The 21,037-nt window shown below is 65.3% G+C and carries 20 protein-coding genes; 9 read left to right on the top strand and 11 right to left on the bottom strand.

Features of this window, described 5'->3' with window-relative positions; translation table 11 throughout:
* Nucleotides 1-12 precede the first annotated feature (12 nt).
* Both EV645_RS19640 and EV645_RS19645 read left to right on the top strand, forming a co-directional pair.
* A complete protein-coding gene (locus tag EV645_RS19640) occupies nt 13-6,756 on the top strand; it encodes a polymorphic toxin-type HINT domain-containing protein (RefSeq protein ID WP_130445318.1) in 6,744 nt (2,247 codons plus the stop codon).
* Nucleotides 6,757-6,758: 2 nt separating this feature from the next.
* The gene (locus EV645_RS19645) at nt 6,759-7,034 is read left to right on the top strand and encodes a hypothetical protein (protein ID WP_130445319.1); all 276 of its coding nucleotides are present in this window, start codon (nt 6,759-6,761) and stop codon (nt 7,032-7,034) included.
* Nucleotides 7,035-7,267: 233 nt separating this feature from the next.
* On the opposite strand, the gene EV645_RS19650 is transcribed toward EV645_RS19645, so the two are convergent.
* Nucleotides 7,268-7,519 (bottom strand): hypothetical protein, encoded by a 252-nt coding sequence (locus EV645_RS19650; RefSeq protein ID WP_130445320.1) that lies wholly within the window; start codon nt 7,517-7,519, stop codon nt 7,268-7,270.
* A 47-nt stretch (nt 7,520-7,566) separates the two neighbouring features.
* Here EV645_RS19650 and EV645_RS19655 point away from each other — a divergent pair, with 47 nt between their 5' ends.
* A complete protein-coding gene (locus tag EV645_RS19655) occupies nt 7,567-8,133 on the top strand; it encodes a suppressor of fused domain protein (protein ID WP_130445321.1) in 567 nt (188 codons plus the stop codon).
* An 893-nt stretch (nt 8,134-9,026) separates the two neighbouring features.
* Here the strand turns inward: EV645_RS19655 and EV645_RS19660 are convergent.
* On the bottom strand, nt 9,027-9,212 hold the full coding sequence (locus EV645_RS19660; RefSeq protein WP_130445322.1) for a hypothetical protein: 186 nt from the start codon (nt 9,210-9,212) through the stop codon (nt 9,027-9,029).
* Between the two features lie 90 nt (nt 9,213-9,302).
* The gene (locus tag EV645_RS43190) at nt 9,303-9,785 is read right to left on the bottom strand and encodes a tyrosine-type recombinase/integrase (protein ID WP_130445323.1); all 483 of its coding nucleotides are present in this window, start codon (nt 9,783-9,785) and stop codon (nt 9,303-9,305) included.
* 965 nt (nt 9,786-10,750) lie between these two features.
* Between EV645_RS43190 and EV645_RS19670 the strand changes: the two genes are divergently transcribed.
* The 4 genes from EV645_RS19670 to EV645_RS19685 all read left to right on the top strand — a co-directional run bounded on the left by EV645_RS19670 (nt 10,751) and on the right by EV645_RS19685 (nt 12,715).
* On the top strand, nt 10,751-10,981 hold the full coding sequence (locus EV645_RS19670) for a hypothetical protein (RefSeq protein WP_130445324.1): 231 nt from the start codon (nt 10,751-10,753) through the stop codon (nt 10,979-10,981).
* A gap of 263 nt (nt 10,982-11,244) precedes the next feature.
* Nucleotides 11,245-11,775, top strand: coding sequence for a hypothetical protein (locus EV645_RS19675; protein WP_130445325.1), 531 nt, complete (start codon nt 11,245-11,247; stop codon nt 11,773-11,775).
* Complete coding sequence (locus EV645_RS19680; RefSeq protein ID WP_130445326.1) at nt 11,772-12,224, top strand: hypothetical protein; 453 nt, start codon at nt 11,772-11,774, stop codon at nt 12,222-12,224. Before EV645_RS19675 ends, EV645_RS19680 begins: the two co-directional genes overlap by 4 nt.
* Entirely contained in the window at nt 12,221-12,715 is a 495-nt protein-coding gene (locus tag EV645_RS19685) for a hypothetical protein (protein WP_130445327.1), read from the top strand. The genes EV645_RS19680 and EV645_RS19685 overlap by 4 nt, the downstream gene beginning before the upstream one ends.
* Before the next feature lie 317 nt (nt 12,716-13,032).
* Here the strand turns inward: EV645_RS19685 and EV645_RS19690 are convergent, their stop codons facing one another.
* Nucleotides 13,033-13,287: a hypothetical protein gene (locus tag EV645_RS19690; protein ID WP_130445328.1), complete on the bottom strand. Its 255-nt coding sequence runs from the start codon at nt 13,285-13,287 to the stop codon at nt 13,033-13,035.
* A 190-nt stretch (nt 13,288-13,477) separates the two neighbouring features.
* On the opposite strand from EV645_RS19690, the gene EV645_RS19695 reads away from it, so the two are divergent.
* The gene (locus tag EV645_RS19695) at nt 13,478-13,744 is read left to right on the top strand and encodes a hypothetical protein (RefSeq protein ID WP_130445329.1); all 267 of its coding nucleotides are present in this window, start codon (nt 13,478-13,480) and stop codon (nt 13,742-13,744) included.
* Here the strand turns inward: EV645_RS19695 and EV645_RS19700 are convergent.
* Together EV645_RS19700 and EV645_RS19705 are read right to left on the bottom strand one after the other, a co-directional pair.
* On the bottom strand, nt 13,703-13,882 hold the full coding sequence (locus EV645_RS19700) for a helix-turn-helix domain-containing protein (protein ID WP_130445330.1): 180 nt from the start codon (nt 13,880-13,882) through the stop codon (nt 13,703-13,705). The two genes, EV645_RS19695 and EV645_RS19700, sit on opposite strands and share 42 nt — an antisense overlap.
* Nucleotides 13,883-14,149: 267 nt before the next feature.
* Complete coding sequence (locus EV645_RS19705) at nt 14,150-14,665, bottom strand: phosphoribosylamine--glycine ligase (protein ID WP_130445331.1); 516 nt, start codon at nt 14,663-14,665, stop codon at nt 14,150-14,152.
* 184 nt (nt 14,666-14,849) lie between these two features.
* On the opposite strand from EV645_RS19705, the gene EV645_RS19710 reads away from it, so the two are divergent.
* The gene (locus tag EV645_RS19710) at nt 14,850-15,347 is read left to right on the top strand and encodes a hypothetical protein (protein ID WP_130445332.1); all 498 of its coding nucleotides are present in this window, start codon (nt 14,850-14,852) and stop codon (nt 15,345-15,347) included.
* Between the two features lie 129 nt (nt 15,348-15,476).
* Here the strand turns inward: EV645_RS19710 and EV645_RS19715 are convergent, their stop codons facing one another.
* The 5 genes from EV645_RS19715 to EV645_RS19735 all read right to left on the bottom strand — a co-directional run bounded on the left by EV645_RS19715 (nt 15,477) and on the right by EV645_RS19735 (nt 20,993).
* Nucleotides 15,477-15,770: a hypothetical protein gene (locus EV645_RS19715; protein WP_130445333.1), complete on the bottom strand. Its 294-nt coding sequence runs from the start codon at nt 15,768-15,770 to the stop codon at nt 15,477-15,479.
* A gap of 2 nt (nt 15,771-15,772) precedes the next feature.
* A complete protein-coding gene (locus tag EV645_RS19720) occupies nt 15,773-19,318 on the bottom strand; it encodes a hypothetical protein (RefSeq protein WP_130445334.1) in 3,546 nt (1,181 codons plus the stop codon).
* A 180-nt stretch (nt 19,319-19,498) separates the two neighbouring features.
* Nucleotides 19,499-20,248 (bottom strand): hypothetical protein, encoded by a 750-nt coding sequence (locus EV645_RS19725; RefSeq protein WP_130445335.1) that lies wholly within the window; start codon nt 20,246-20,248, stop codon nt 19,499-19,501.
* Nucleotides 20,245-20,700, bottom strand: coding sequence for a hypothetical protein (locus EV645_RS19730; protein ID WP_130445336.1), 456 nt, complete (start codon nt 20,698-20,700; stop codon nt 20,245-20,247). The genes EV645_RS19725 and EV645_RS19730 overlap by 4 nt, the downstream gene beginning before the upstream one ends.
* Nucleotides 20,697-20,993 (bottom strand): helix-turn-helix domain-containing protein, encoded by a 297-nt coding sequence (locus tag EV645_RS19735; RefSeq protein ID WP_130445337.1) that lies wholly within the window; start codon nt 20,991-20,993, stop codon nt 20,697-20,699. Before EV645_RS19735 ends, EV645_RS19730 begins: the two co-directional genes overlap by 4 nt.
* Nucleotides 20,994-21,037: the final 44 nt, after the last annotated feature.

Raw genomic sequence — 21,037 nt, forward strand, 5'->3', positions numbered from 1 at the left:
GGAGAGCACACGATGTCGAAGAGAATCACGGGCGCCCTCGCGGGCCTGTTCGCATCAGTTCTGCTGGCCGCCGGAGTGCCGGCCCTGGACAGCGACGCGGCTACGCCGAAGCCAGCATCAAAGTTACCTCCGCTGCCGGTGCGAAAGGACGCCAAGGTCCAGCCCTTCGACGCGGCGGCGGCGAAGGTATCGGCCGATGCGCGGGCTGTGGCGATGCGGCCGACCGCGCTGCCGAAGCCCGCGGCCTGGCCAGCCGCGACAGAGGAGGTTGTTGCCCTATCGGCAGACGCCGGTCAGAAGTTTGTTCGGTTGCTCAATCCTCCGATGGCTGCCAAGTCGACCGCTGGCAAAGCCTTGACGGCCCGATTGCGCATCCTGGATCGCGCGAAGGCTGAGGCGGCTGATGTTTCAGGCTTCATCCTGACGGTCGCGAGAGCGGATGGCGGACTCGGTGACGCGCCAGCTCAGCTGACTGTGGACTATTCGAGCTTCGCTGCAGCGTACGGCGGAGACTGGGCGAGTCGGCTGAAGGTTGTGTTGTTGCCGAAGTGTGTGCTGACGACACCGACGAAACTGGGATGCGTGTCTCCCACCGAGGTCGGCTCGGTGAACAACGCCGAGCAGCAGACCTTGACGGCGCCCGTGACTGTGGGCAGCGAAGAACGAGTCATGGCTGTGACGTCGGCGTCGGCCTCGAGCAACGGCGACTACAGCGCGACCTCGCTCTCGCCGGCATCCTCGTGGTCGGCGGGCCGGTCGAGTGGCGACTTCACCTGGAACTATCCACTTCGGGTGCCGCCGGCGCCGGCAGGACCGTCACCGCAACTGTCCATCGACTACTCGGCGCAGTCGGTGGATGGTCGTACTGCGGCTTCCAACAACCAGCCGTCATGGATCGGCGAAGGCTTCGCGCTGAGCGAGTCGTACGTCGAGCGCAAGTATGCGTCGTGTAACGACGACGGACAGGCCGGCAAGTACGACCTTTGCTGGAAGTACGACAACGCGACGGTGGTACTTAACGGCCAAGCGAGCGAGCTTGTCAAGGACGGCACAGGCTGGCGCTTGAAGAACGACGACGGTTCCCGGGTCGAGAAGATTGTCAACTCCGTCGCCAACGACGACAACGACCGTGAAGCCTGGAAGGTGACGACACTCGACGGGACCCAGTACTACTTCGGCCGCCAGTACGTGTTGCCCGGGACGTCGCCGACCTCGACCAACTCGGTCTGGACAGTGCCGGTTGCCGGCGACGACGCTACGGAACCGTGCAACGGCGCGACGTTCGCGACGTCGTTCTGTGACCAGGCATGGCGATGGAACCTGGACTACGTCGTCGATCCACACGGCAACGCGATGTCGCTGTGGTATGCGAAGGAGACCAACTACTACGCGAAGAACGGCGCCACCACAGCCACCAAGGCCTACGACCGTGGTGGATACCTGACGAAGATCCTGTACGGCCAGCGCTCGGACGCAATGTCCGCAACCGCGCCGATGCAGGTTGTCTTCACGACGCAGGAGCGATGCCTGGCGGACTGCGGATCCCTGACCAGTGCGACCAAGAGCCGGTGGCCGGACGTACCGTTCGACCAGATCTGCGCCGCGGGAGCAACGTGTTCGAAGATCGTCCCGACCTTCTTCTCTCGTCGTCGTCTGGAGCAGATCACCACGCAGGTGCTGAAGGGCGCGACCTATCAGAGTGTCGACAACTGGCTGCTGGCGCAGGACTTTCCCGACCCCGGGGACAACATGTCCGGCCGCGCGTTGTGGCTCGACAGCATCACCCACACCGGCAAGGCTGCCACTGCCACCCCGGCGACCCCCCTGACGGTGAGCTTCGACCAGGTCGCGCTACCCAACCGGGTCGACTCGGACAACGACGGCATTTCGCCGATGACCAAGCTCCGAGTCGGCACGATCTGGACCGAGACCGGCGCGCGGATCACGGTGAACTACGCCGCGCCCGAGTGCGTTGCCGGCAGCAACATGCCGGCTTCTGAAGACACGAACGCGATGCGTTGCTACCCGGTGCGCTGGCAGCCGCCGCTCGAGATCGAAAGAGACGACTGGTTTCACCGCTACGTCGTCGCCCAGGTTCGAGTCAACGACGTGACCGGCGGTGCCGACGCCGTGGTCACGAACTACACCTATTCCGGTGGTGCCGCCTGGCATTACGACGACAACGCTCTGATCCCGGCGAAGGACCGGCACTGGTCGATCTGGCGCGGCTATCGCACGGTAACCACGAGTTCAGGAGATCCGTTCCAGCCTGGTCCCAGATCGCGCACCGTCACGTCCTATTTCCGGGGGATGAACGGCGACCGTCTCCTGTCCGGGGGCACCAAGTCGGCGGTCGTCGCAGACACACTCGGTGGTACGCGAGCCGATGAAGAAGCTCTCACCGGCCTCGTCCGTGAGGCGATCACCTACGCGGCGATCGATAGCAATACCGAGGTGTCCGGCTCGCTCACCGACTATTGGGTCCAGGAGACCGCCGCCCAGACGATCGAGACAGGAATCGTTCGCAAAGCCAACCTGGTGAAGCCGTCGGCCGTCGCGGCGAGGATCACACGCGATGCCGGCCGTGCAGATCTAGTACATATCGCGAAGACGACCTACGACCCGGACACAGGTCTGCCGACATCGTCGGAGGACGACGGCGACCCTGGCAAGACCGACGAGACGTGCACCGTCACGTCGTACGCGAAGAACGCCACCGCTGGACTGCGTGGCTACCCGTCGCGCGTCGTCACCTCGATAGGCCAGTGCGACACCGCATCGGCGAACCCGCCGGCGAGTCGGCTCCTTGGTGACGTCCGAACGCTGTACGACGGCGGTGCCTTCGGTGCTGCTCCGACGAAGGGTGATGTCACCTCGACGCAGCGCGCGAACGGGTACACCTCCGCGGGCGCGCCCATCTATCAGACGACGGCGACCACGACGTATGACGCCTTGGGCCGTGCGACGGCGAGCACCGACACGCTGGGCCGAACAGCAACCACGGCCTACACACCGGCTGGCGCCGGAGCCTTGGTTCAGACGATCGAGACGTCACCCCCGATCGTGCCCGGCGATCCGAACAGCAAGCGCCTCCAGACCAAGACGACCTATCTGCCCGAATGGGGGAGCAGCTCGCAGGTCACCGACCCGAACGGGAAGGTCACTGACCTCGACTACGACGTCCTCGGTCGGCTGACAGCCGTCTGGTTGCCGAACCAGTCGAAGGCCGGCGGCAAGATCCCGAACACGAAGTACACGTACAGCGTGTCCTCGGCTGCGCCGTCCTACGTCCGCACGGACGAGTTGAATATCAACGCGAACGGCTATCTGTCCGCGTTCGCGATCTACGACTCGCTGCTGCGACCCCGACAGTCCCAGCAGATCGCGGCCGGCGGCGGTCGCCTGATCAGCGAGACGAAGTACAACTCGCGTGGTTTGCCGATTATTCAGAACGCGGATCTGTGGGACTCCGGGGCACCTTCAGGCGCCCTTGCCAAGGTCTTGGACGCATCTGTTCCCAACGAGACACAGCTCACTTACGACGGCGCCGGTCGGCCGACCGTGTCGACCTTCGCGATCTCAGCGCAGCCTCAGTGGTCAACCCGCACCGTCTACGGCGGCGACACCGTGACGACTCTGCCTCCGAACGGAGCTCCCGCAACAGCCGAGGTGAAGGATGCGCGCGGACAGGTGATCGAGCGCCGCGAGTATGACGGTCCAACCGTCACTCCTGGCTTCATCGACAGCACATACACCTACGACGCCGGCGGGCGGCTCACACAGTTGACGACAGCCGGCTCGACCTGGGGCTACGGCTACGACCTGCTCGGGCGCAAGATCAGCGCGGACGACCCCGACTCGGGAACCACGACATATGAGTACGACGACGCCGACCGCGTCATCGGGACCACAAATGCTACACAGAAGAAGCTGATCAACACCTACGACAACCTCGACCGCAAGATGACGGTCCACGAGGGGTCGAAGACCGATGCCAACCTACGCCTCAGCTGGGACTACGACGCGAGCGGGAACCTGGGACAGCTTTACCAGTCTGTCCGTTACCCGGCAGGAAAGACCGGTCCGGCGTACAAGTCGAAGATCACTGCCCGGAACGTCCTGTACGAACCGACCGCTACCAGCGTGGTCATCCCCTCGGCCGAGGGCACAGAGCTAGCGGGCACCTACGAGACCAGGATCGGCTACCTGCCCGACGCGGAAACCATCGAGTTCACAGACGTGCCAGGCGGCGGCGCCCTCGGCACCGAAGTCGTGAGGTACACCTACGACGAACTTGGGCACCCGACGTCGATGAAGAGCGGCGACGCCGTCTATGCGAATGACGTCAAGTACACGGCCCTCGGGGACCCGGAGCGTTACGAGCTCGGCGACAGCCACAACATGGATATCATCAACACCTTCGAGGCAGGCACTCGACGGTTGGCGACCACGGTTGCCGGTGACGTCACCGTCGTCGCTAACCACCACTACTCGTACGATCCAGCCGGCAACCTCCTACAGGACAACAACCTGATCGGGAACGACTCCCAGTGCTACGACTACGACACCCACCGTCGTCTGACCGCAGCCTGGACGCCATCAGATGCGAACTGCGCAACAGCGCCGTCCGTAGCTGGCCTCGGAAGTCCTGCACCGTATTGGCAGTCCTGGACCTACACGGCTGACGGACTGCGGAAGACACAAACTGACCACGCGACGGTCGGCAATACGACGGAGACCTACACCTACGACGCCGCCCAACCGCACACTGTCAAGTCCATCGCGACGACCGGAGCGGCTCCGAAACCGACCGCCTCATATACCTATGACTCCGCAGGGAACACGACGTCGCGACCCGACCCAACCGGCACCAGTCAGACACTCGGATGGGATGCGGAGAACAGACTCCAGAAGCTCACCAACTCTGCCGGCGACACGTCATACATATATGACGCCGACGGCAACATCCTGCTGCGGAAGAGTCCAGGCAAAACGACCCTGTACGTCGGATCGCTGGAGCTGACTCTCGACACAACCACTCGCGCGGTGACCTCGAAGCGCGAGTACTCGATCAACGGACAGGCAGTCGCGACCCGTTCAAGCATTACCGATCTCAAGTGGCTGGTCCCCGATCATCACGAGACCACGAGTGTCGCAGTGGACTCCAAGACTCTGGCCGTCACAACGCGCTTCACAACCCCGTTCGGCGAGATTCGCGGCAACGACCCGGCCAGCTGGCCAGACGACCACGGCTTCCTGGACAAGCCACAGGACAAGATGACCGGCCTCACCCAGGTCGGTGCCCGTGAGTACGACCCAACGATCGGTCGCTTCCTCAGCGTTGACCCGCTGATGGACACTGCCGACCCGCAGCAGATGCTGGGCTACACATACGGCAACAACAACCCGACGAGCATGTCGGACCCCACCGGCCTCAAGAATTACGCGGGCGGAGAGAACAGCGGCGGCGGCACCCAAGAAGACGTCCGGACCCCGGTCGATACGGGTGACGACGGCGGTGGCGGCCATGACGGTGGCACCAACGGGGGTTCTCCCGGTGGGGACGACGGCGGCAGCAACGGCGGAGGCGGCGGCGACCACGACAACTCCGGCGGCGGAGGCAGCGTCCGCGGTCTCTTCAAGAAGGCTGTGCACCACACGGCCCACGCGATCGATCTCGGCAACAAGGCCTGGAGCGACTACACCGACGGCATCGCCGCGCAGGCCGCGGACACCGCAAAGGGCCTCGTTGTCGGCGCCTACCAGCAGGGCAAGTGCATCGCGATCCACGACTGCCAGTCCCAGATCGACATGGTCTCCACCATCGTCCGCAACCCGGGCTCGGTCTGGAACGCAATGGTCGAACCAGTCAAGCAAGACTGGACCAACGGCGAACAAACCAAAGCCGCCGGCCGAGTCACCTTCATGGTCGTCGAAACCATAGCCGGCACCAAAGGCGCCGGCCGAGCCGCTTCCGTCGCATCGGCAGCCACTCGCGTAGCGGCTACGCGAGCCGGCGAGGGCGTCGGCGCGAAGGCAACGGAGGCCGCGGCCGAGACAGCGGCGAAGGCTTGCAGTTTCGCCGGTGCGACACCGGTGCTGATGGCTGACGGCGTGCACAAGCCCATCGCGGAAGTCCGCCCTGGCGACAAAGTGCTCGCCACAGACCCTGAGACCGGCGAACAAGTGGCACGGTGGGTCACTCAGGTCTGGGTCCACGGGGATACCGTGATGAACGTCAGTGTCGATGGTGAGTCGATAACCACCACCGAAGACCATCCGTTTTGGTCCGTCACCGACGGCAGATTTGAGCGTGCCGACGAGCTTGCAGCTGGCGAGCTGGTGCTGAGGGCCGATGGCAAGTCGGGCCGAGTTTCAGGGCTGGACCTGGCGAGCGCTCGTCGCGATGTGGCCTACAACCTGACAGTCGAAGGCATCCATACTTACCACGTCGGCCGGATCGGCGTTCTCGTTCACAACGAGTGCAAGGTACCCTTGCCGAGCCAGGTGAAAGGCAAGACGGCGCCGTTGACGACATCGCAGGCCGGAGACCTAGCAAAATATCTCGGGTATGCGCGGACCAACTTCCTCGTGCAAGGTGAGCGAGTGTTTCGGAGAGGAAACTCGTACATCGTTCACGACACTACCGCGCATAGCGGTGGCGTGTGGAAGATTGCCAATTCTGTCAAGTCTCTGCAGAGCAAGACTACCCGGACTGCGACGACGGACGCTCTGCTCAATGTCATAGGAGAATAAAAATGGTGGCGGCGGACGACGTGTACTGGTCCATCGACTTCCCAGGGATTGACGGTGCTCGTGCTCAGGCTATCGTCGATTCTGCCGAGCAACTTGGGTTGGCGAGCGGCGGCATCGTTGCTGATCCCGATGACTATTTAACCCTGCACCTCGACCGCGACACGGTCGAGTCATTGATAGTTGCGCTGGCGGATGTGGAGGCAATCGGGAGATCCGCTGAATCTACCGTAAGGGGAGTTCTTGATATTCTGAACGAATGGCGATCGGAGCGCAACTGATGCGCTCGGAAATGCTGGGAGCCCAGATGTCGATTCGAATCCGATGCTGCTGACCGGCACTACTTCTCCATCCTGGTCGGCTGTCTGGTCGCGCTCCTGATGCACACCCAAGCTGTATGCGATCTTAGGGCTGTCGTCTGTGCCGGAATCACCTCGGTGCCGGCTCCAGTGCGCCAGTAGGCGATGCTGGGGTCGGTAGCACCTGCATGTACAAGGTCTCCTGTTCGCAGCAGTCACCAGTGACAGCGATTGCTCGCAAGTTCGCGGAGTTCCTCTGGGCCGTTCGCACTCATCGAGGCCGCCACGCGACGCGACTTGGTGAGCTGATCGGCATTCTGCTGAAGCTTCGGCCCTTGACGCCAAAACTCGACCTCCATCCTCACCACGGCGACCGGTCGTGAGGGCGTCCATTCGAGCTTGTAGATCGTGCGAATGCCATAGGCGTCAAGATCGCCACGCGGCGACCGGAAGGTCGAGATCGGCAAGAAAGCGGAATGCCCGAAGTGTAACGTGATGGTGCGAGGCTGGATAGATGACCAGTATGATCAAACATTTTGAGCGGCAACTCGGACCGATACAGGACGGTTGGAGCGGCGACCCTGACAGCAACGAGATGCCCTTCCAGATCGTACGATTTGCTCAGGGTTCGGGTGATCGGACAGTGGCATTCGCGACGCTCGGATTGGGTCGATACCCGCTGATCTCGGCTGCCACCGGTCGCACAATCCGGCACGAATTGCTGTTGCTGGTATCCGAGGAATTGGTCAACGAACCGTTCCCGTCCTTGCTGCAAGAAATCGGCGAGGAGGCGATCCGAGACGACCGGGCACTACTTCGGGGAGATTTGCTCGGGCCTCGAGGGCCGCTGATTTCCGAATCGCACCTCGAAGCGCTCTATGTGACGATGCCCGTGTATTTCCCTGATGATTTCGCGACATGCGACAGCCCTGATGGCCCAATCGTGATCGCCTGGTTAGTGCCCGTGAGCCTCGCCGAGGCGCGCTACATCGATTCTGCTGGTTGGGAGGCATTTGAAGATCGCCTGATCGAGCAAGATCCGAACCTGATGGATTTCAGCCGCAAATCAGTCGTTGTCTGATGGGCCCGCCGGCCACTCCTGGGTCGGCCGCGGCGTGGCGGTCCGCCACGAGTGCGAGGTCGCATCGTATTAGGTCTAGCGCAGAGGCTTTACCTCCATTGCTTGGACTGCAGTCGAGAGCAAGGTTTGCAGTTGGCAAAGCTAGCTCGTGAAAGGGCAAAGGAGAATAAATAGTGTCCGAATCGGTATCGATAGCACCAATGAATTCGTTGCTGCTGGTGGCAGACCGAGATTCCGTCGATGTGCCGGACTCAATGAGATCCTCCTTGGTTGCAGCTACCGCATCTTGCTTGGCTGTCGGCACTCAGTCGCCGGTCGACGGAGAGACAGCCGTGAGTCTCTCTCGCCGAGGTGCGCAGGGCGACCTTGCGGGTCTGACGAAGGTCCGGTCCGGAACCTTGGCGGTGGAGAGCGGCATCCTCACGATCTCGGATGTCCTGGGAACTGAACTCCTGTCGTTGAGTGTTGCCCCGAATGTCTTGGTTGAGGTATGGGCAAGCGACGATCGTGAACCTGCAGAGATCCACGTTGTGGTGTTCTCATAGAACGCTGTTTCGATTCTTGTCCCGGAGGGAATAGATCTGCATTCCATTGCAGCTTCAGCCGAGAATTACGAGGGTTTCCCGAATGGTCGCGGCAGATGGCTCATTGGATAGGGACCTGGCGTGTTGCAAGATCAACTGTGGTGCTCGTCGGCACGTCACCAAGGTCGATCCGGCGGTCAGCGGTGCAGTTAATGGTCACCACGGCCAATCTGGGCAGGTGTGGATTGTGCTGGTGGGGCAGATCAGGTCCTGCAAGATCCCGGTCCCGGTGCTGCGCTGGTCTCTAGCGAGGCCATGAGTGGGGTAGCCGTCGATCGCCGGCCGGACGTCGGCCGGTGTGCTGGCGAGCTAGACCAGCAATATCGCGAGACTGCCGTCGGTTTCGCGGACCGCGTAGGTCGACACGGCTGCGGCGGACGTTCCTTCGAGCAGGAACGGCGCCCGGCCGGGCGACGGGTGCTGACCAGGAGCTGTCCGTAGTACGTCGGGAGTGGTGCTCGCGGGGCCACCGATGAGGTGGATCAGGGATCTCACCGCGATCTGAGGGCGCGAGCCGATCATCGGCGCCTCGAGGGTTTGGAAGGGGCCGCCCGAGTTCGCGGCGGGCAGTGCTGCTGACGGGGGTCAGGGCGGTGCGGAGGGAGCGGCGGGTGTTGGGGGGCCGCTGTAGCCGCTGGTGGTGTCGGGGAAGACGGGGTCGTCGGGGCGGGTGCTGGCGGTGTGGCGGTCACGGAGCATGGCTGCGGCCCAGTTGGGGAGGGTGAGGGTGCGTTCGCCGGTTCGGGATTTGATGGTCTTGCGGATGAGGCCTTGGCCGGGTGGGCGGGCGATGGTGTGGGTGATTTTGACGGTGCCGGATTCGAGGTCGGCTTGGTTCCAGAGGACGGCGAGGGCTTCGCCGATGCGGACGCCGGTGCCGAGCATGAACGTGACCAGGTCCGGAAGGTCAGCCGCTGTGGCGTGTTCGTCGGTGGTCAGCGTCTTCTGCAGGAGGGTGACTTCTTCGGTCGCGAGTGCTCTGGGTGGGTTCTTGGGTTTGGCTTCGATGGTGTCGACTTCGCGGGCGGGGTTGACGGTGATGGCCCCGTAGCGGACAGCGAGTTTCATCGCACCTGAGATGACAGCACGGCAGGTCCTGGCGGTGGCGGAGCTGGCACGGTCCTTGATCGCGGACAGAACGGGCGAGGCTCTGAGTGGTGGCTTCGGCAATGTCGAGTTCGCCGATGGTGGGATGGACGTGGTTCTTGAGGGCTCGCCGGTAGGTGTCCAACGAGGTAGTTGAGCGTGTGCCGTCGGCGATCAGGCGCTCGAACCTTCGTTCCCAGAGTTCGAGGAGGTGGTTGACCTTGTGGGCCGCGGTGAGTTCGCCGGAGTGGTTGGTCTTTGCGCGGTTCCGGACCTTGAGGAGCAGCGCGCTTCGGGCCGGCGGTCTTGGTTGTGCCGGTGGCGGTGACGGCGCGGATTTTGCCGTCGTGGTCGCGGAACCTGGCGTGAGCCAGGTGCCTGATGGGCTTGCCGTTCTCGTTGGGCTTCAGGGTCCTGGTGGAGATCTCTCCCCAGGTTCCGATGGGCAGTGGTGGCCCCGGCATGTGTCTCCAACCGGTGTGAGCGTTGCCTGTTCAACGCGTTGCCGGTGTGGAGGATCGGCGAGTCGGGACATGTCGGGCATGCATGTGATGTGACGCACAGTCACGGCGAGATGAGTCAGCACTTCCGGTCGGCGAGAGAGACGTGGCGGCTGAAAGCGTCGAGTAAGAGGTGACCTGTAGGCATGAAGAAACCCAGGCCACCTGCGTGACCTGGGCTTTTGGTGCGCCGCCAGGGACTCGAACCCCGAACCCGCTGATTAAGAGTGACCTGACGGACGTCCCTGACGATGGTAGCTAGTCCCCGCGCCTACCGTTTCCGCAGGTCAGAGCCCTACTTGATGTTGGTCGCTACCGATGCGGCCCCCGGCTTCACCACCGCTCCGTGATCCGCGTGTGATTCCAGCATATCTTCAGGCTTGTCTTCTGGCATCACTAGCCGTATCGTCTCCAGCATCACGTCAAGCATCAGCCGAGGAGGCAACGATGTCCCCCGACGCAGCCGACAAGGTTCGCGAGAACCGTGTCCGCCGAGCCGCTGAACGTCAGGGCCTTCAGCTGGAGAAGTCGCGCCGGCGCGACCCTCGCGCCATCGACTACGGACGGTATTGGCTCCGCCAAGACGACGAGATCGTCTACGGGGACAGCCGGACCGGAGCAACGCTCGACGAAGTCGAGCAGTACCTGACCCGGGATCCGCATCCGGACCACAACTGAAAAGCGCCCCCCGCAGCTGCGCGAACAGCACGCGAGGGGCTAGCCAGAACCCCTATCTAGGAGGGACCTGACATGAGCAATACCTTAACGGTGTCTGACCACCGCAGCTTGACCCTGCTGCAGTCACTGCATGAAGTGGAGTTGCGGCACAGGATTCAGGTCGGGATCGAAGCGGCCGACGAACTCAAGAGGAGGCTCGCTCAGCTGGAGCGGGACCGTCCCGAGGACCGTCCTGCCCGCCGTCCCGTCCTGGAGGTCGTGCGATGACCACCACAACCGCAGCACACCTCTTCCCGTCCCCACTGTCCTCCGACCCGGACGACCCGGACTTCCCGAGTTCCGTGGACGACGGCGCGCGCGACGTCAGCGTGACGCGCATCCATGGCCGCTGTGCCCCGTTCTGCGCCACCGAAGGCCCCACGGCGGGAGCCTCGGTCGCTGACCATGACGCGAAGTGCCTGTCGGCTGTCGGAGCAAGCGTGTCGCCCGTGCTCGAATCCGGTCGGCTTGCGCACCTGGTCGCCTTCCTCGCTCGTCCTTACCTGCATGGCACCTACTCCAGCGTCGATGCTGCCGCGGTCGAGCAGAGCGGCTTCGTGGAACTGTCGGCCGATATTCCGACGGCAGACGGCTGGGTGGAGAAGAACTTCTACCTGAGCGCAGCGGACGCTCGCACGCTGGGCGCTGGCCTGACCCGCATGGCTAACGTGCTCGAGTGGCAGGACGAGCTGCTCCGCACCGAGCGCGAGCGCCGCGAGAACCGGGACCACAGCGGTGAGGAGGTCCAGGCATGAGCACGACGGCTGCGCGTGGCGTCGTCCGCGCCTCCCTGTCGAGCAGCGTGTCCCGAGCCCTGGGATGGATCGTCGCCGCCGCGTGGCGGTCGCGGTTCGTCCCGCAGGACGGAGCCCACCCGGCGTGGTGCAGTCGACCGGCCGAGGGGTGCCGAGGGACTCACGCGAAAGCGTGGCTGGACAACCCCGCGCGGGATGTCAGTGAGTCGAGCTGGTATCTCAGTGCAGTGCTGCCGATCGGTGCCGACGAGAGCGCCGAGCCGCGGATTGTGGGGGCTCTCATGCAGCGGTCAGTCGGGTGGTTCGCCTCTCCGAAGGACGGGTCCACTTCCGTCTCGACGGCGCTGGAGCTCGACTTGGAGGAAGCTCGCGTGCTGGCTCTGGATCTACTGCGGGTCGTCCGTGAGGTCGAGGCCGGCGTCGCTCTCAGGCGGGACGTGCAGGCATGAGCACCTCGGTCTGGTCCCCGCCTTTGTCGTCCTCCGACTGGGACCCGTCCTCGTGGTTCCCGTCCCCGCTGTCGTCCGACCCGGCCTCCCCGTCCTGGGAGGACGGGGACAGGACGGTCAGCCGACTCCGAGGACGGTGCGCGCCGTTCTGCGGGGACGAGGGACCGGGACGGGACGAGACGGTTGAGGACCACGGTCCTGCCTGTGAGTCGTCCCCGGACCTCGTCCTGCGGGACGTCGTCACCAGGACGGGGACCGGTACTGGGACCGTCCTCGGGTCGCTCGCCGTCCCGTACCTGCATGGTGTGTATCGGTCCTGGGACGCTGCGACGGTCGAGCGACGCGGGTACGTCCAGATTGAGGTCGACGCCGGCACGCAGGACAGCCTCGTCCAGCTGTGTTTAACGCCTGAGCAGGCCCGGGCAGTCGCCGCGGGCCTGTACGGTCTTGCGGCCAAAGTCGAGCGGTCGGGTCGTACGCCCGGCGACTGAGTGTGTGGGGTACGACTCAGGTCGGCGTACCGGACCTGGTCGTACCCGCAGGACGGTAACCGGGACGGGAACCGTCCTCGGGTCGTTCCGGGACAGCGGGACCGAGTCGTACCCGACCTCAGGACGAGTCGGGCACGACTTGCACGTCGTCGTCCGACTGAGGACAGGACGGTCCCGGACCTGCCCTGACCTCTGCCCCGGACAGGTCAGAGATCCGGGGCAGGTCCTGACCTCAGGGCAAGGTCAGGTCAAGAGGTCAGGGCATGCCTCCAGGTCAGGACGAGGCACGCCTCCGGTTAGGGCAAGGGCAGGGCAGGTCACCTGCCGGGCCGGCCGACTACTCGGAAGTCACGCCAGGCCTGGTCGATGCCCTGGACCCGCAACTCGTACTGGTCGAGCCACCAGGCCTGGCCGCTGCCGCGCCGGTCAAGGTCTCGGGCCATGGCTTCGAGGTGTTGCAGGAGTGCGTCGTGGTCGTCCGGGTCCTCGGTGACCTCTACCGGTTGGTGCTTCCATTCGCGATCGTTCGTTCGGTTTCTGAGTGTGAGCCGCAGACGCTGCTGGTGTGCCATAGCTGCCCTTCGGTCGTTGTCTGTGCATCATCCACCGCCCGCCTCGGTGTCCGCGTCGTTCAAGGAGTGTTGTGGTGGCGAATGATCCGTTTGAGCTCGGACGGGAAGCGGGCCGGAAGGCCGCCGAGGAGCAGCCGCTGACCGATCAGCAGATGCGGCGCCTTCGCGTGCTCCTGAGCTTGATTCAGCGATGACGAAGAGCGTGCTACACCAGATCGCAGCCCTCGAGTCGTGGGCGACGACGGTCGACCGCACCGCGCGGACCCGACCCGCCCGCCAAGGCCTGGAAGCGAAGTTCGAGCGAGAAGTCGACCCGGAAGGGCTCATGGACCCGCAGACCAGGGCCAGAGCCGTCGAGGCGAAGCGCAAGGCGTACTACCTGCGCCTGGCCCTGAAGTCCGCTGAGGCGCGCCGGCTACGACGTGCGCCGGGCCTCGAGGAAACCGTCGAGGGCTGATTGCGAGATCCGGTATGTCGGGCGGCCCGAGGTCGCGAGATTCACCGCCAGCAGATCGCCGCGGCGGATGCTTCGACGGACATGCTCGACGGATACGCGGAGCTCGGCCGCGACCTCGGGAACGGTCAGCCAGGACATCTCTGCATCCCAATACAGACGTCCGTCGACGGTCTGGAACCGCGCCTCGCGCTCGGCCTTCCAGTCTCGTGTCGGCCAGGCGGCAATCAGGTCACAGGAGCCGGGAGTCCGGTGAAGTCCGGTCCGGTGGAGTCCGGTCGGACGAGAATCCGTTCTGAACCCTTCAAGGCGCGGCCGCGCGCACGCGCGCGTACGCGAGGCTGGAGCGACCTGTCAATGGCCCGGACCGGAGTCCGGAGCGCGAAAGGGTCGCCGAGCGGCCTGCGCTCAGATGCGGACGGTCTGCCGGGTTCGGATGGTTCTTCCGGTGCCAAGGGTGACCTCGATGAACACCTCGCGCGCACCCTCCTTGATGGCCTGCGCTGCGTAGACGAAGCGGTGCACCGTGTCCATGTCGGCGTACCAGGTCTCCGCCTCTCCCGGCTGGATTCGGTGTGGCAGCGGCGGCCCCATCGCATCACCGATGAGGTGGTAACTCATCCCCGTGCCGGCGAGAGCGATGCTGTACCTGGTCACGGTCACCTGCGCACGTCCGTGGTTCACGACCTGCACACCGAGCACCTCTGTCCCGTCGTATCCCTGCTCCCGGATCGATTTGAGCTCGAGTGGCAGCCCGTCTCGCTTGACCGGACCAGTGATCGCGGCGGCGCCAGACACCACACCGTGCATGAGCCGTGCCTTCGGTCTGCCGTTCGACCAGAACCACGTTGCGACCTGCCAGCCAGCGGAGAGGCCGGCGACCAGCAGGCCGACAATGGCCACGATCAGTGCCGCAACATCCATGCGGTGTTACCTCGACTCCGGGAGGTTCTGGAACTGGCGTTGGACGCAGCAGTCTCGCAGACGGTTCCCAGTCGCTGGCGGTGGATGACGTCGGCCCTAAGGGCGGCAACCGCGCGAGTCCGGACGCATCGAGGACGGCGTTCCGCCATGCTGTTGCCCTGGACCTGCAACAGAAGGGGATTCGATGCAGTCGAGCATCAACGAGCTGACGACGCTGGCAGGGCAGTTCAGGGCGAGCGACCTTAGGCCTCCAGCCGAGGTGGTCCAGGCGCTCGCCACACTCGCCAACAGCGTGCAGATCACGCATGCCATAGCCGCTACAACGCAGGCCAAGAACGTCGCCGCCGCCCCGAGGGTGACCTGGGACTGCATGGCGCTGGCAGGGGAGGCATTGATCAGCGTCCACGGCACCCGTCCCGCGCAGGAGTGGTATTGGGCGAGCCCAGGCTGGAAGGCGGGCGATGAGTTGGCCGCGGTGTTCGGGACCTTGGATCCGTTGTCGGAGGTCGTCGGATGCCGACTGCTCAGCGTTGAGTGCATGGAGACGGAGTACTGGTTCACTCGGTGGCAATTGCAGCTTCGCTCGGGCGACAGCCGTCCGATCCCATGGTCTGCGACGAACGGGGACGGGCACCAGGAGCATGAGACGTTTGCCCTTGAGGTCGCCAAGCGTCTGCGCTGAGTAGAAGGTGCCGCCGGCCCGGATCTGCCTGCGGGAGTGCCAGACGCCTCGACGCCCTGCGGAGCGCCGGCTCCCGCGGTGACCTCGGATCGGGGCTGGCGACGGATCCAGTCTGCCGGGAACCCGCTGTCAGCCGTGCGAGTTATCCACAGAGTCGAGGAAGTCCAGGTCGGGTAGCACGACCTCACGGGTCATGAGCTGGTAGCACGTTCCGTCGAAATCAGGAACGCGCCACACGCCCCAGTCGTCCAGCTCGGGCCCGTGTTCCCAGAACCGGTTGAAGTGGATGATCGCGTCCTCAAGGAGATCCTCGACCGTCCGGCCGCCGAGCGGATAGACGGTTTGGACCGGCTCGCCGTCATTCGGGACCCTGATCTCCATGACGGCGATGTAGCCCTGGGCAGCGGCCTGGTCAGCGTCCACTGTCAGTACCCCCTCGCCAGGAGCTCCATCTTCGCGTTCGCTCGCTGAGCGATCAGGTCCGCCTCGGCCATCGACACCCCGTTGTTCACGATCGTCTGGTGCAGGTGCACCTCACGCGACGACGACGAACCGCCCCAGCTGCCCGACATGCCCTGGATGTAGCGGCGCGGATCCTGGCCGGCCGGGACCACGTCGCCGTTGATCGGGGCCGTGAAGAACTCCTGGCCGAGTTCGTTGACCCGGTACGTCATCCCTGCCGTGACCCCGCCGCCGCTCGCGCGCGCGCCGGCGACCTTGACGCCGTACTGTGCCGTCGCGACACCGGCGCCGATCGCGTTCGCCTGCGCCTCGAGCGCCCACTGCGCCTTGTTCAGCGCGTTGATCAGCGCGAGGCCGCCGTCGAGGATGGCCTGCGCGATCCCCATGCCCTGGTCGGGGCCTTTGGCGACGATCTGCTCGATGAGGGTCTCGTCGACGCCACGCTTCCGCAGCGTCGCGATGAGCGCACCGAACTTGCCGAGGTCTGCGCCTTTGCCTTGCAGGTCGGCGAGCAGCCCCTTGCCGGTGAGCGACTTGGAGAACAGGTCGCCGATGTTCGCGCCGGACGTCAGCCCGGTCGCGACCTGGTTGGCGAGGTCGACCGCGGCCTTCTGCTGCGCGATGAGCTTCTCGATCGCGGCCTTGTGCGCCTCGGTCGCTTTCGCTGCCGCTTCGGCCCGGATCTTGTAGACCGCGTCGGCCGCGTTCGATGCCTTGGTCGCGGCCGTCGTCCGGATCTTTGCCTTGTACAGCTGGTCCTGCAGCGCGATGAGCTTCTTCTGCTCGGCTGCGACCCGCTTGCCCTCGGCGGCCTGCCCTGCCTTGGTGGTCTGCTTCGGTGCACGGGCTGCCGCGACGGCGCGCTGCTGCAACGTGATCGCCCGCTGGATCGCGGCCTGCTGCGCCTTGGCTGCCTGCTCGGCCCGGTCCGCCTTGAGTGCCGCGTCCTTCGCCGGTGCTGCGGCCCGGTTCGCCCTGTTGGCAGCTGCCAACGTGGACGTGTAGTTCACGCCTGCGGCCGGGTCGAACGGGACCCCGAGCTGCTTGAGCAGGAACGCGATGTCGACGAGCCGTCCACCAGGCAGCGTGAACCCGCCGTCGGCGAACGACTTGACGAGGCCCATGCCGAACTTGCCGGCGACCTGGCCGAGGATCTTCTCCGACCGGTCCCGCTTCGACGGGGCGAGCGGGATGAACGCTTCGCCGCCGGTCTCCTGCTCGGCCCACTGCACCATGCCTGCGCCCTTGCCGGGCGCGATCGTGGCCTGCGACGGGAGCTTCCCGTTGGCGTAGGAGGGGATGACGCCGTGCGGGTAGTAGCCGCCGTTCGCGTTCGGCGGGACCCGGACGCCGACGTCCTTGTGCGTGGTGGTCTCGACCATGTTCTTGTAGAAGTTCGTGGTGATCGTGACCGTCTTGGACGACGGGAGTGAGTTGAGCTCGCCCTTCGCCTTGGCGATATTCGCCTCGAGGTTCGAGATCTCCGCCTTGAGCGTGGCCTTCTGGGTCGCGGTCAGGTGCGGGTCCTTCAGCTTCGCCTTCGCGGTCGCGAGCTTGGACTCGAGGTCGGTGATGTTCGCCTGCAGCCGCGCCGTGCGAGTGACGTTGGGGATCGCGATGAACTGTGCTGCCATCGCGACGGCCTCAGCCTTGTTGTAGCCCATCTGCTGAGCGAGCTTGATGTACGCGGCACGGCCGGTCTCCGCGGCCTTGGCCGCCTTCACGTTGCCGTCGTTGGCGTTGCGCATCGCGACGGTCTGCTCGTTCGCACTGCGGGCCAGATCGTCCAGGGACTGCTGGTTCGCGCGACCTTTGGCGGTGTTGAGGTCATGCGTGTGGCCGTTTTCCTTGACCGACTCTGTCGCGGCATCGACCGCGGCCTGATAGCCGATCTCGGCTCCGGAAAGCTGCAGCAGGATGTTCGCGTTGCGGGTAAGTGCGTCGTTCGCCTTCTGGGTCGCGGCCCACTGGCGGTCGTACGCACCGGCAAGCAACGTGGCCGCGACGTTCGCCTCGTGGGTCGCGTGGGCGTTGTGCAGCGCCGAAGCCGTCGCGACAGCCATGCTCGCGCCGGTCTTGTTCAGGGAGTCCGCGAAGTTGGCGGTACCCATAGAAGCGGCCCTCGTGGCGGCAGCAGTCGCGTCCGTCGAACTCGTCAGCGACTTGAGGATGCCGATGCCGCCACCGAGACCGGAGAACAAGAACTTCAGCGGCTCCAGCGTCGAACCGATCCCGGCCATCGTGACGTCGACCAGGGAAAGCCCGTGCGTGAACTGCTCGAACGCCGTGTTGGCGTCGTTGAGGATCTTGATCAGCTCGAGCGCCGACTTCACGATGTTGCCGAGGCCGCGCACGAAATCGCCGAGCGCCTGCGGGTTCGCGGCGACACTGTTCGACAGGTCGATGAGGCCGTCCGAGATCGACTTGATCGCGTCCTTCAGCGCACCGCCCTGGCCGAGGTCGTCGAGGACCTTCGAGAAGGCGTCGCTGATCGGGCCGATCGCCGGGATCAGACCCTCGAGGGCGACGGAGAAGTTGTTGACGAACGAGTCGACTGGGTGCGCCAGGTCGGAGAATGCCTTCGAGAGGGTGGGGCTGAAATCGTCGACGGTCCGCTTGAAATAGCCGGCGATGTTGATCAGCACGGATTCGAACGGCTTCGACAGCAGCTGCATTTCGGTGCCGAGCCCGGACAGGGTCGTCGACCAGATGTGGCCGACTTCCTGGCTCTTCGCCGCGAAGATGATCGGCAGCGCGGCGAGCCCGGCGCCGAACGCGGCCACGAACGCGCCGCCCGCAACCGCGCCAGCAGCGGGCATAGCGGTCAGCACGGCCGCGGTCAGGATCGCGATCACGGCCGGGCCGAGGATCGGGGTCTTCAGCACACCGAGGAACCCGGAGCCGAACACGGTGCCGCCCGCCTTGCCGACGTCAGCGGCACCGCCCTTGCCGGTGAGCCACTTCCGCAGACCCGTGATGAAGCCCTTGCCGGATCGGTTGCCTGCGTCCTCGAACTTCTTCACGGCCCGCTCAGCGGACGCGGCGGACTCCTCGGCGCCGGCCAGCGACGATCCGCCCTTGCCTGACTTCTGGGCCTCGGCGAGCCGCAGCTGAGCGACCCGCAGACGTCCGAGGGCGTTCGCGTGGGCGTCGGTGATCTTGGATGCCTTCGCCAGGGTCTTCGACATGCTGTCGGTGGATTTGCCGACGTTCTCCGACGACTTGCCCAGCTTGTCGAGCTCGACGCTCGCGCCCTTGGCGGAGGTGCTGATCTTCTTACCTGCGGTCTCGGCCTCGACCCCGGCCTTGGTGACCTTGGTGCTGGCGGTGTCAGCTTTGGTGCCGAGGTCGTCGAAGCCGGTCTTCTTGCCGACGGTGGCGAGCTTCTTGTTGGCGCTGTCGGCGGCGGCTTCGAGCCGTTTGACGGCGGCGGGTGCCTTGACGCCGATGTCGCCGACGAAGTCGGAGATGTCGGCTTCGAGGCGGACCTTCACGGTGCGGTCGGCCATGGGTCAGCCCCTTCTCGAAGTACTGCGCGTCCTGGCCCCTACGGAGAAAGGCCAGGACGCGCCACGGACGCTGGCGAACGTCGGGCAGGAGGACAACCCCGACGTCAACCCGGTCCACCAGCGGGCACCAGGGAGCGAATGCCCGCCGGGGCTGCCGGCGTCCGAGATCATGGGTAAGCCTCAGGCCCGCGCAGCCACGGTCGGGCCGACCACAGGCTCGTCCGCCATCCCGGCGTCCATCGCGCGCAGGTAAGCCGGCGCAGGAAGGACCGCTTCCGGACCCCAGGTCGACGAGCCGTAGAACTCCCGCGGATCAGGGCCGTTGATGATCCCCTCGAAACGCTTGCCCTCGAACGGGACGGCCAGCTCGTTGTGCGGGTCGCGGCCGTCTGCGATCTCTCGCAAAGCCCAGGCCTTCCGCTTCGCGGACTCAACGGCCCGCCACAACGACTCCCGCGGGCTCTGCGCGATCTCGCGAGGACCGCCGGCGTTCGAGACGATCACCACGCTGCTGCCCGGCTCATCGCCACGATCCACCATCCACGGCAGGCCGCTGAACTCCTCCAGAGCCGTCAGCAACTCCTGCTGCCGGGCGTCGAACCCGTCCAGCCTGGCCTGCGCACGAGCCTGCTCAGCGTCGACCTCATCAGCCTCCGCCAGTACCACAGCTCGCGCCGCAGCTTCGAGCCTGGGCGTCGCCGCGGCAACAGCGCGCGACGCGATGTCGATCCGGTCCCGGAGCTCCGCCATCGACTTCGACAGCCGCACAGCCGCCGACTCGTCAGCCAGGACCTCCTCGCCGGCCCGCTCCTGCAGGGACTTCAACTCAGCGGTCGCAGCAGCCTCCTCGGCCTCCCACCGGGCAACGACAGCCCTGTGCGCTTCGACCTCTGCCGCGGCTGCCTCACGCGGCGTCTGCTTGGCGGTCATCGGCGCACCCCCGGACTCTGCCGCATCGCATCCCGATGCCGCTCCAGCGCCGTCACCGCTGCCGCGACGCTCTTCGAGTTCTCGCGGCACAACATGGCCTGACTCTGCGCCTCAAGCTTCGCCCGCTCGGGCGACAGCCCCATCGTCCGCTGCGCCTCCGCAGCCACCTCACCAATCAGCGCCGTCATCCGACCCTGCAGGTCGCCAGCGGTCGCCGTGCTTGACCGAGGCGTGGCGAAAACGCGGTCGGCCTCAGCCAGCCGCGCCGGGTCGACCGAGCCGAAGGCCTCCGCGATCTTCACGTTCAGCGCCTCGTTCACCGACATCGTCGGCTCCCCGGCCTCACGCAGTTCACGCTGCCGCGCCTCCACCGCCCACTGAGGTGGCTTCCTGCTGAACGCCTCAGCGATGGCGATCGCCACCTCCGCCTCTGATGGTTCCTTGCTCGTCATGCGGCCCTCCGGCTCTCGATCAGGTCATCCACCGAGGGCGCGTGCACCCTCCAGGCCTTCCCCGACTTACGGCCGAGCAGGTCGCCGGCGTTAAGCAGCTGGCACACCCGCTCCCGGGTCAGTCCGAGCCGCATCGCGGCATCCGCGGTGGATATCTCCAACCCTGCCGAGTCGGACGCGACTTCCGTTTCCGCACTTCCGTCAGCGGAAATTGCAGCGGCGACCTCCTCGTCCGACAGCTGAGCGGCAGCGGCACGCAACTGCGCATGAGCCCGGAACAGGTCACGTGCCACGTCTAGAACTCCAAGCCGAGCGCAGTCCTCGGCCGCCTGCCGCA

It is taken from the genome of Kribbella rubisoli (assembly GCF_004217145.1).
GTDB classification, from domain to species: domain Bacteria; phylum Actinomycetota; class Actinomycetes; order Propionibacteriales; family Kribbellaceae; genus Kribbella; species Kribbella rubisoli.

Coding starts and splice junctions, on each gene's coding strand:
- EV645_RS19700 (WP_130445330.1), bottom strand. CDS start 13,882: ATGTCCTGGCTGACCGTTCCCGAGGTCGCGGCCGAGCTCCGCGTATCC.
- EV645_RS19675 (WP_130445325.1), top strand. CDS start 11,245: ATGACCACCACAACCGCAGCACACCTCTTCCCGTCCCCACTGTCCTCC.
- EV645_RS19685 (WP_130445327.1), top strand. CDS start 12,221: ATGAGCACCTCGGTCTGGTCCCCGCCTTTGTCGTCCTCCGACTGGGAC.
- EV645_RS19645 (WP_130445319.1), top strand. CDS start 6,759: ATGGTGGCGGCGGACGACGTGTACTGGTCCATCGACTTCCCAGGGATT.
- EV645_RS19690 (WP_130445328.1), bottom strand. CDS start 13,287: ATGGCACACCAGCAGCGTCTGCGGCTCACACTCAGAAACCGAACGAAC.
- EV645_RS19670 (WP_130445324.1), top strand. CDS start 10,751: ATGTCCCCCGACGCAGCCGACAAGGTTCGCGAGAACCGTGTCCGCCGA.
- EV645_RS43190 (WP_130445323.1), bottom strand. CDS start 9,785: ATGAAACTCGCTGTCCGCTACGGGGCCATCACCGTCAACCCCGCCCGC.
- EV645_RS19680 (WP_130445326.1), top strand. CDS start 11,772: ATGAGCACGACGGCTGCGCGTGGCGTCGTCCGCGCCTCCCTGTCGAGC.
- EV645_RS19640 (WP_130445318.1), top strand. CDS start 13: ATGTCGAAGAGAATCACGGGCGCCCTCGCGGGCCTGTTCGCATCAGTT.
- EV645_RS19695 (WP_130445329.1), top strand. CDS start 13,478: ATGACGAAGAGCGTGCTACACCAGATCGCAGCCCTCGAGTCGTGGGCG.
- EV645_RS19725 (WP_130445335.1), bottom strand. CDS start 20,248: ATGACCGCCAAGCAGACGCCGCGTGAGGCAGCCGCGGCAGAGGTCGAA.
- EV645_RS19710 (WP_130445332.1), top strand. CDS start 14,850: ATGCAGTCGAGCATCAACGAGCTGACGACGCTGGCAGGGCAGTTCAGG.
- EV645_RS19705 (WP_130445331.1), bottom strand. CDS start 14,665: ATGGATGTTGCGGCACTGATCGTGGCCATTGTCGGCCTGCTGGTCGCC.
- EV645_RS19730 (WP_130445336.1), bottom strand. CDS start 20,700: ATGACGAGCAAGGAACCATCAGAGGCGGAGGTGGCGATCGCCATCGCT.
- EV645_RS19720 (WP_130445334.1), bottom strand. CDS start 19,318: ATGGCCGACCGCACCGTGAAGGTCCGCCTCGAAGCCGACATCTCCGAC.
- EV645_RS19655 (WP_130445321.1), top strand. CDS start 7,567: ATGACCAGTATGATCAAACATTTTGAGCGGCAACTCGGACCGATACAG.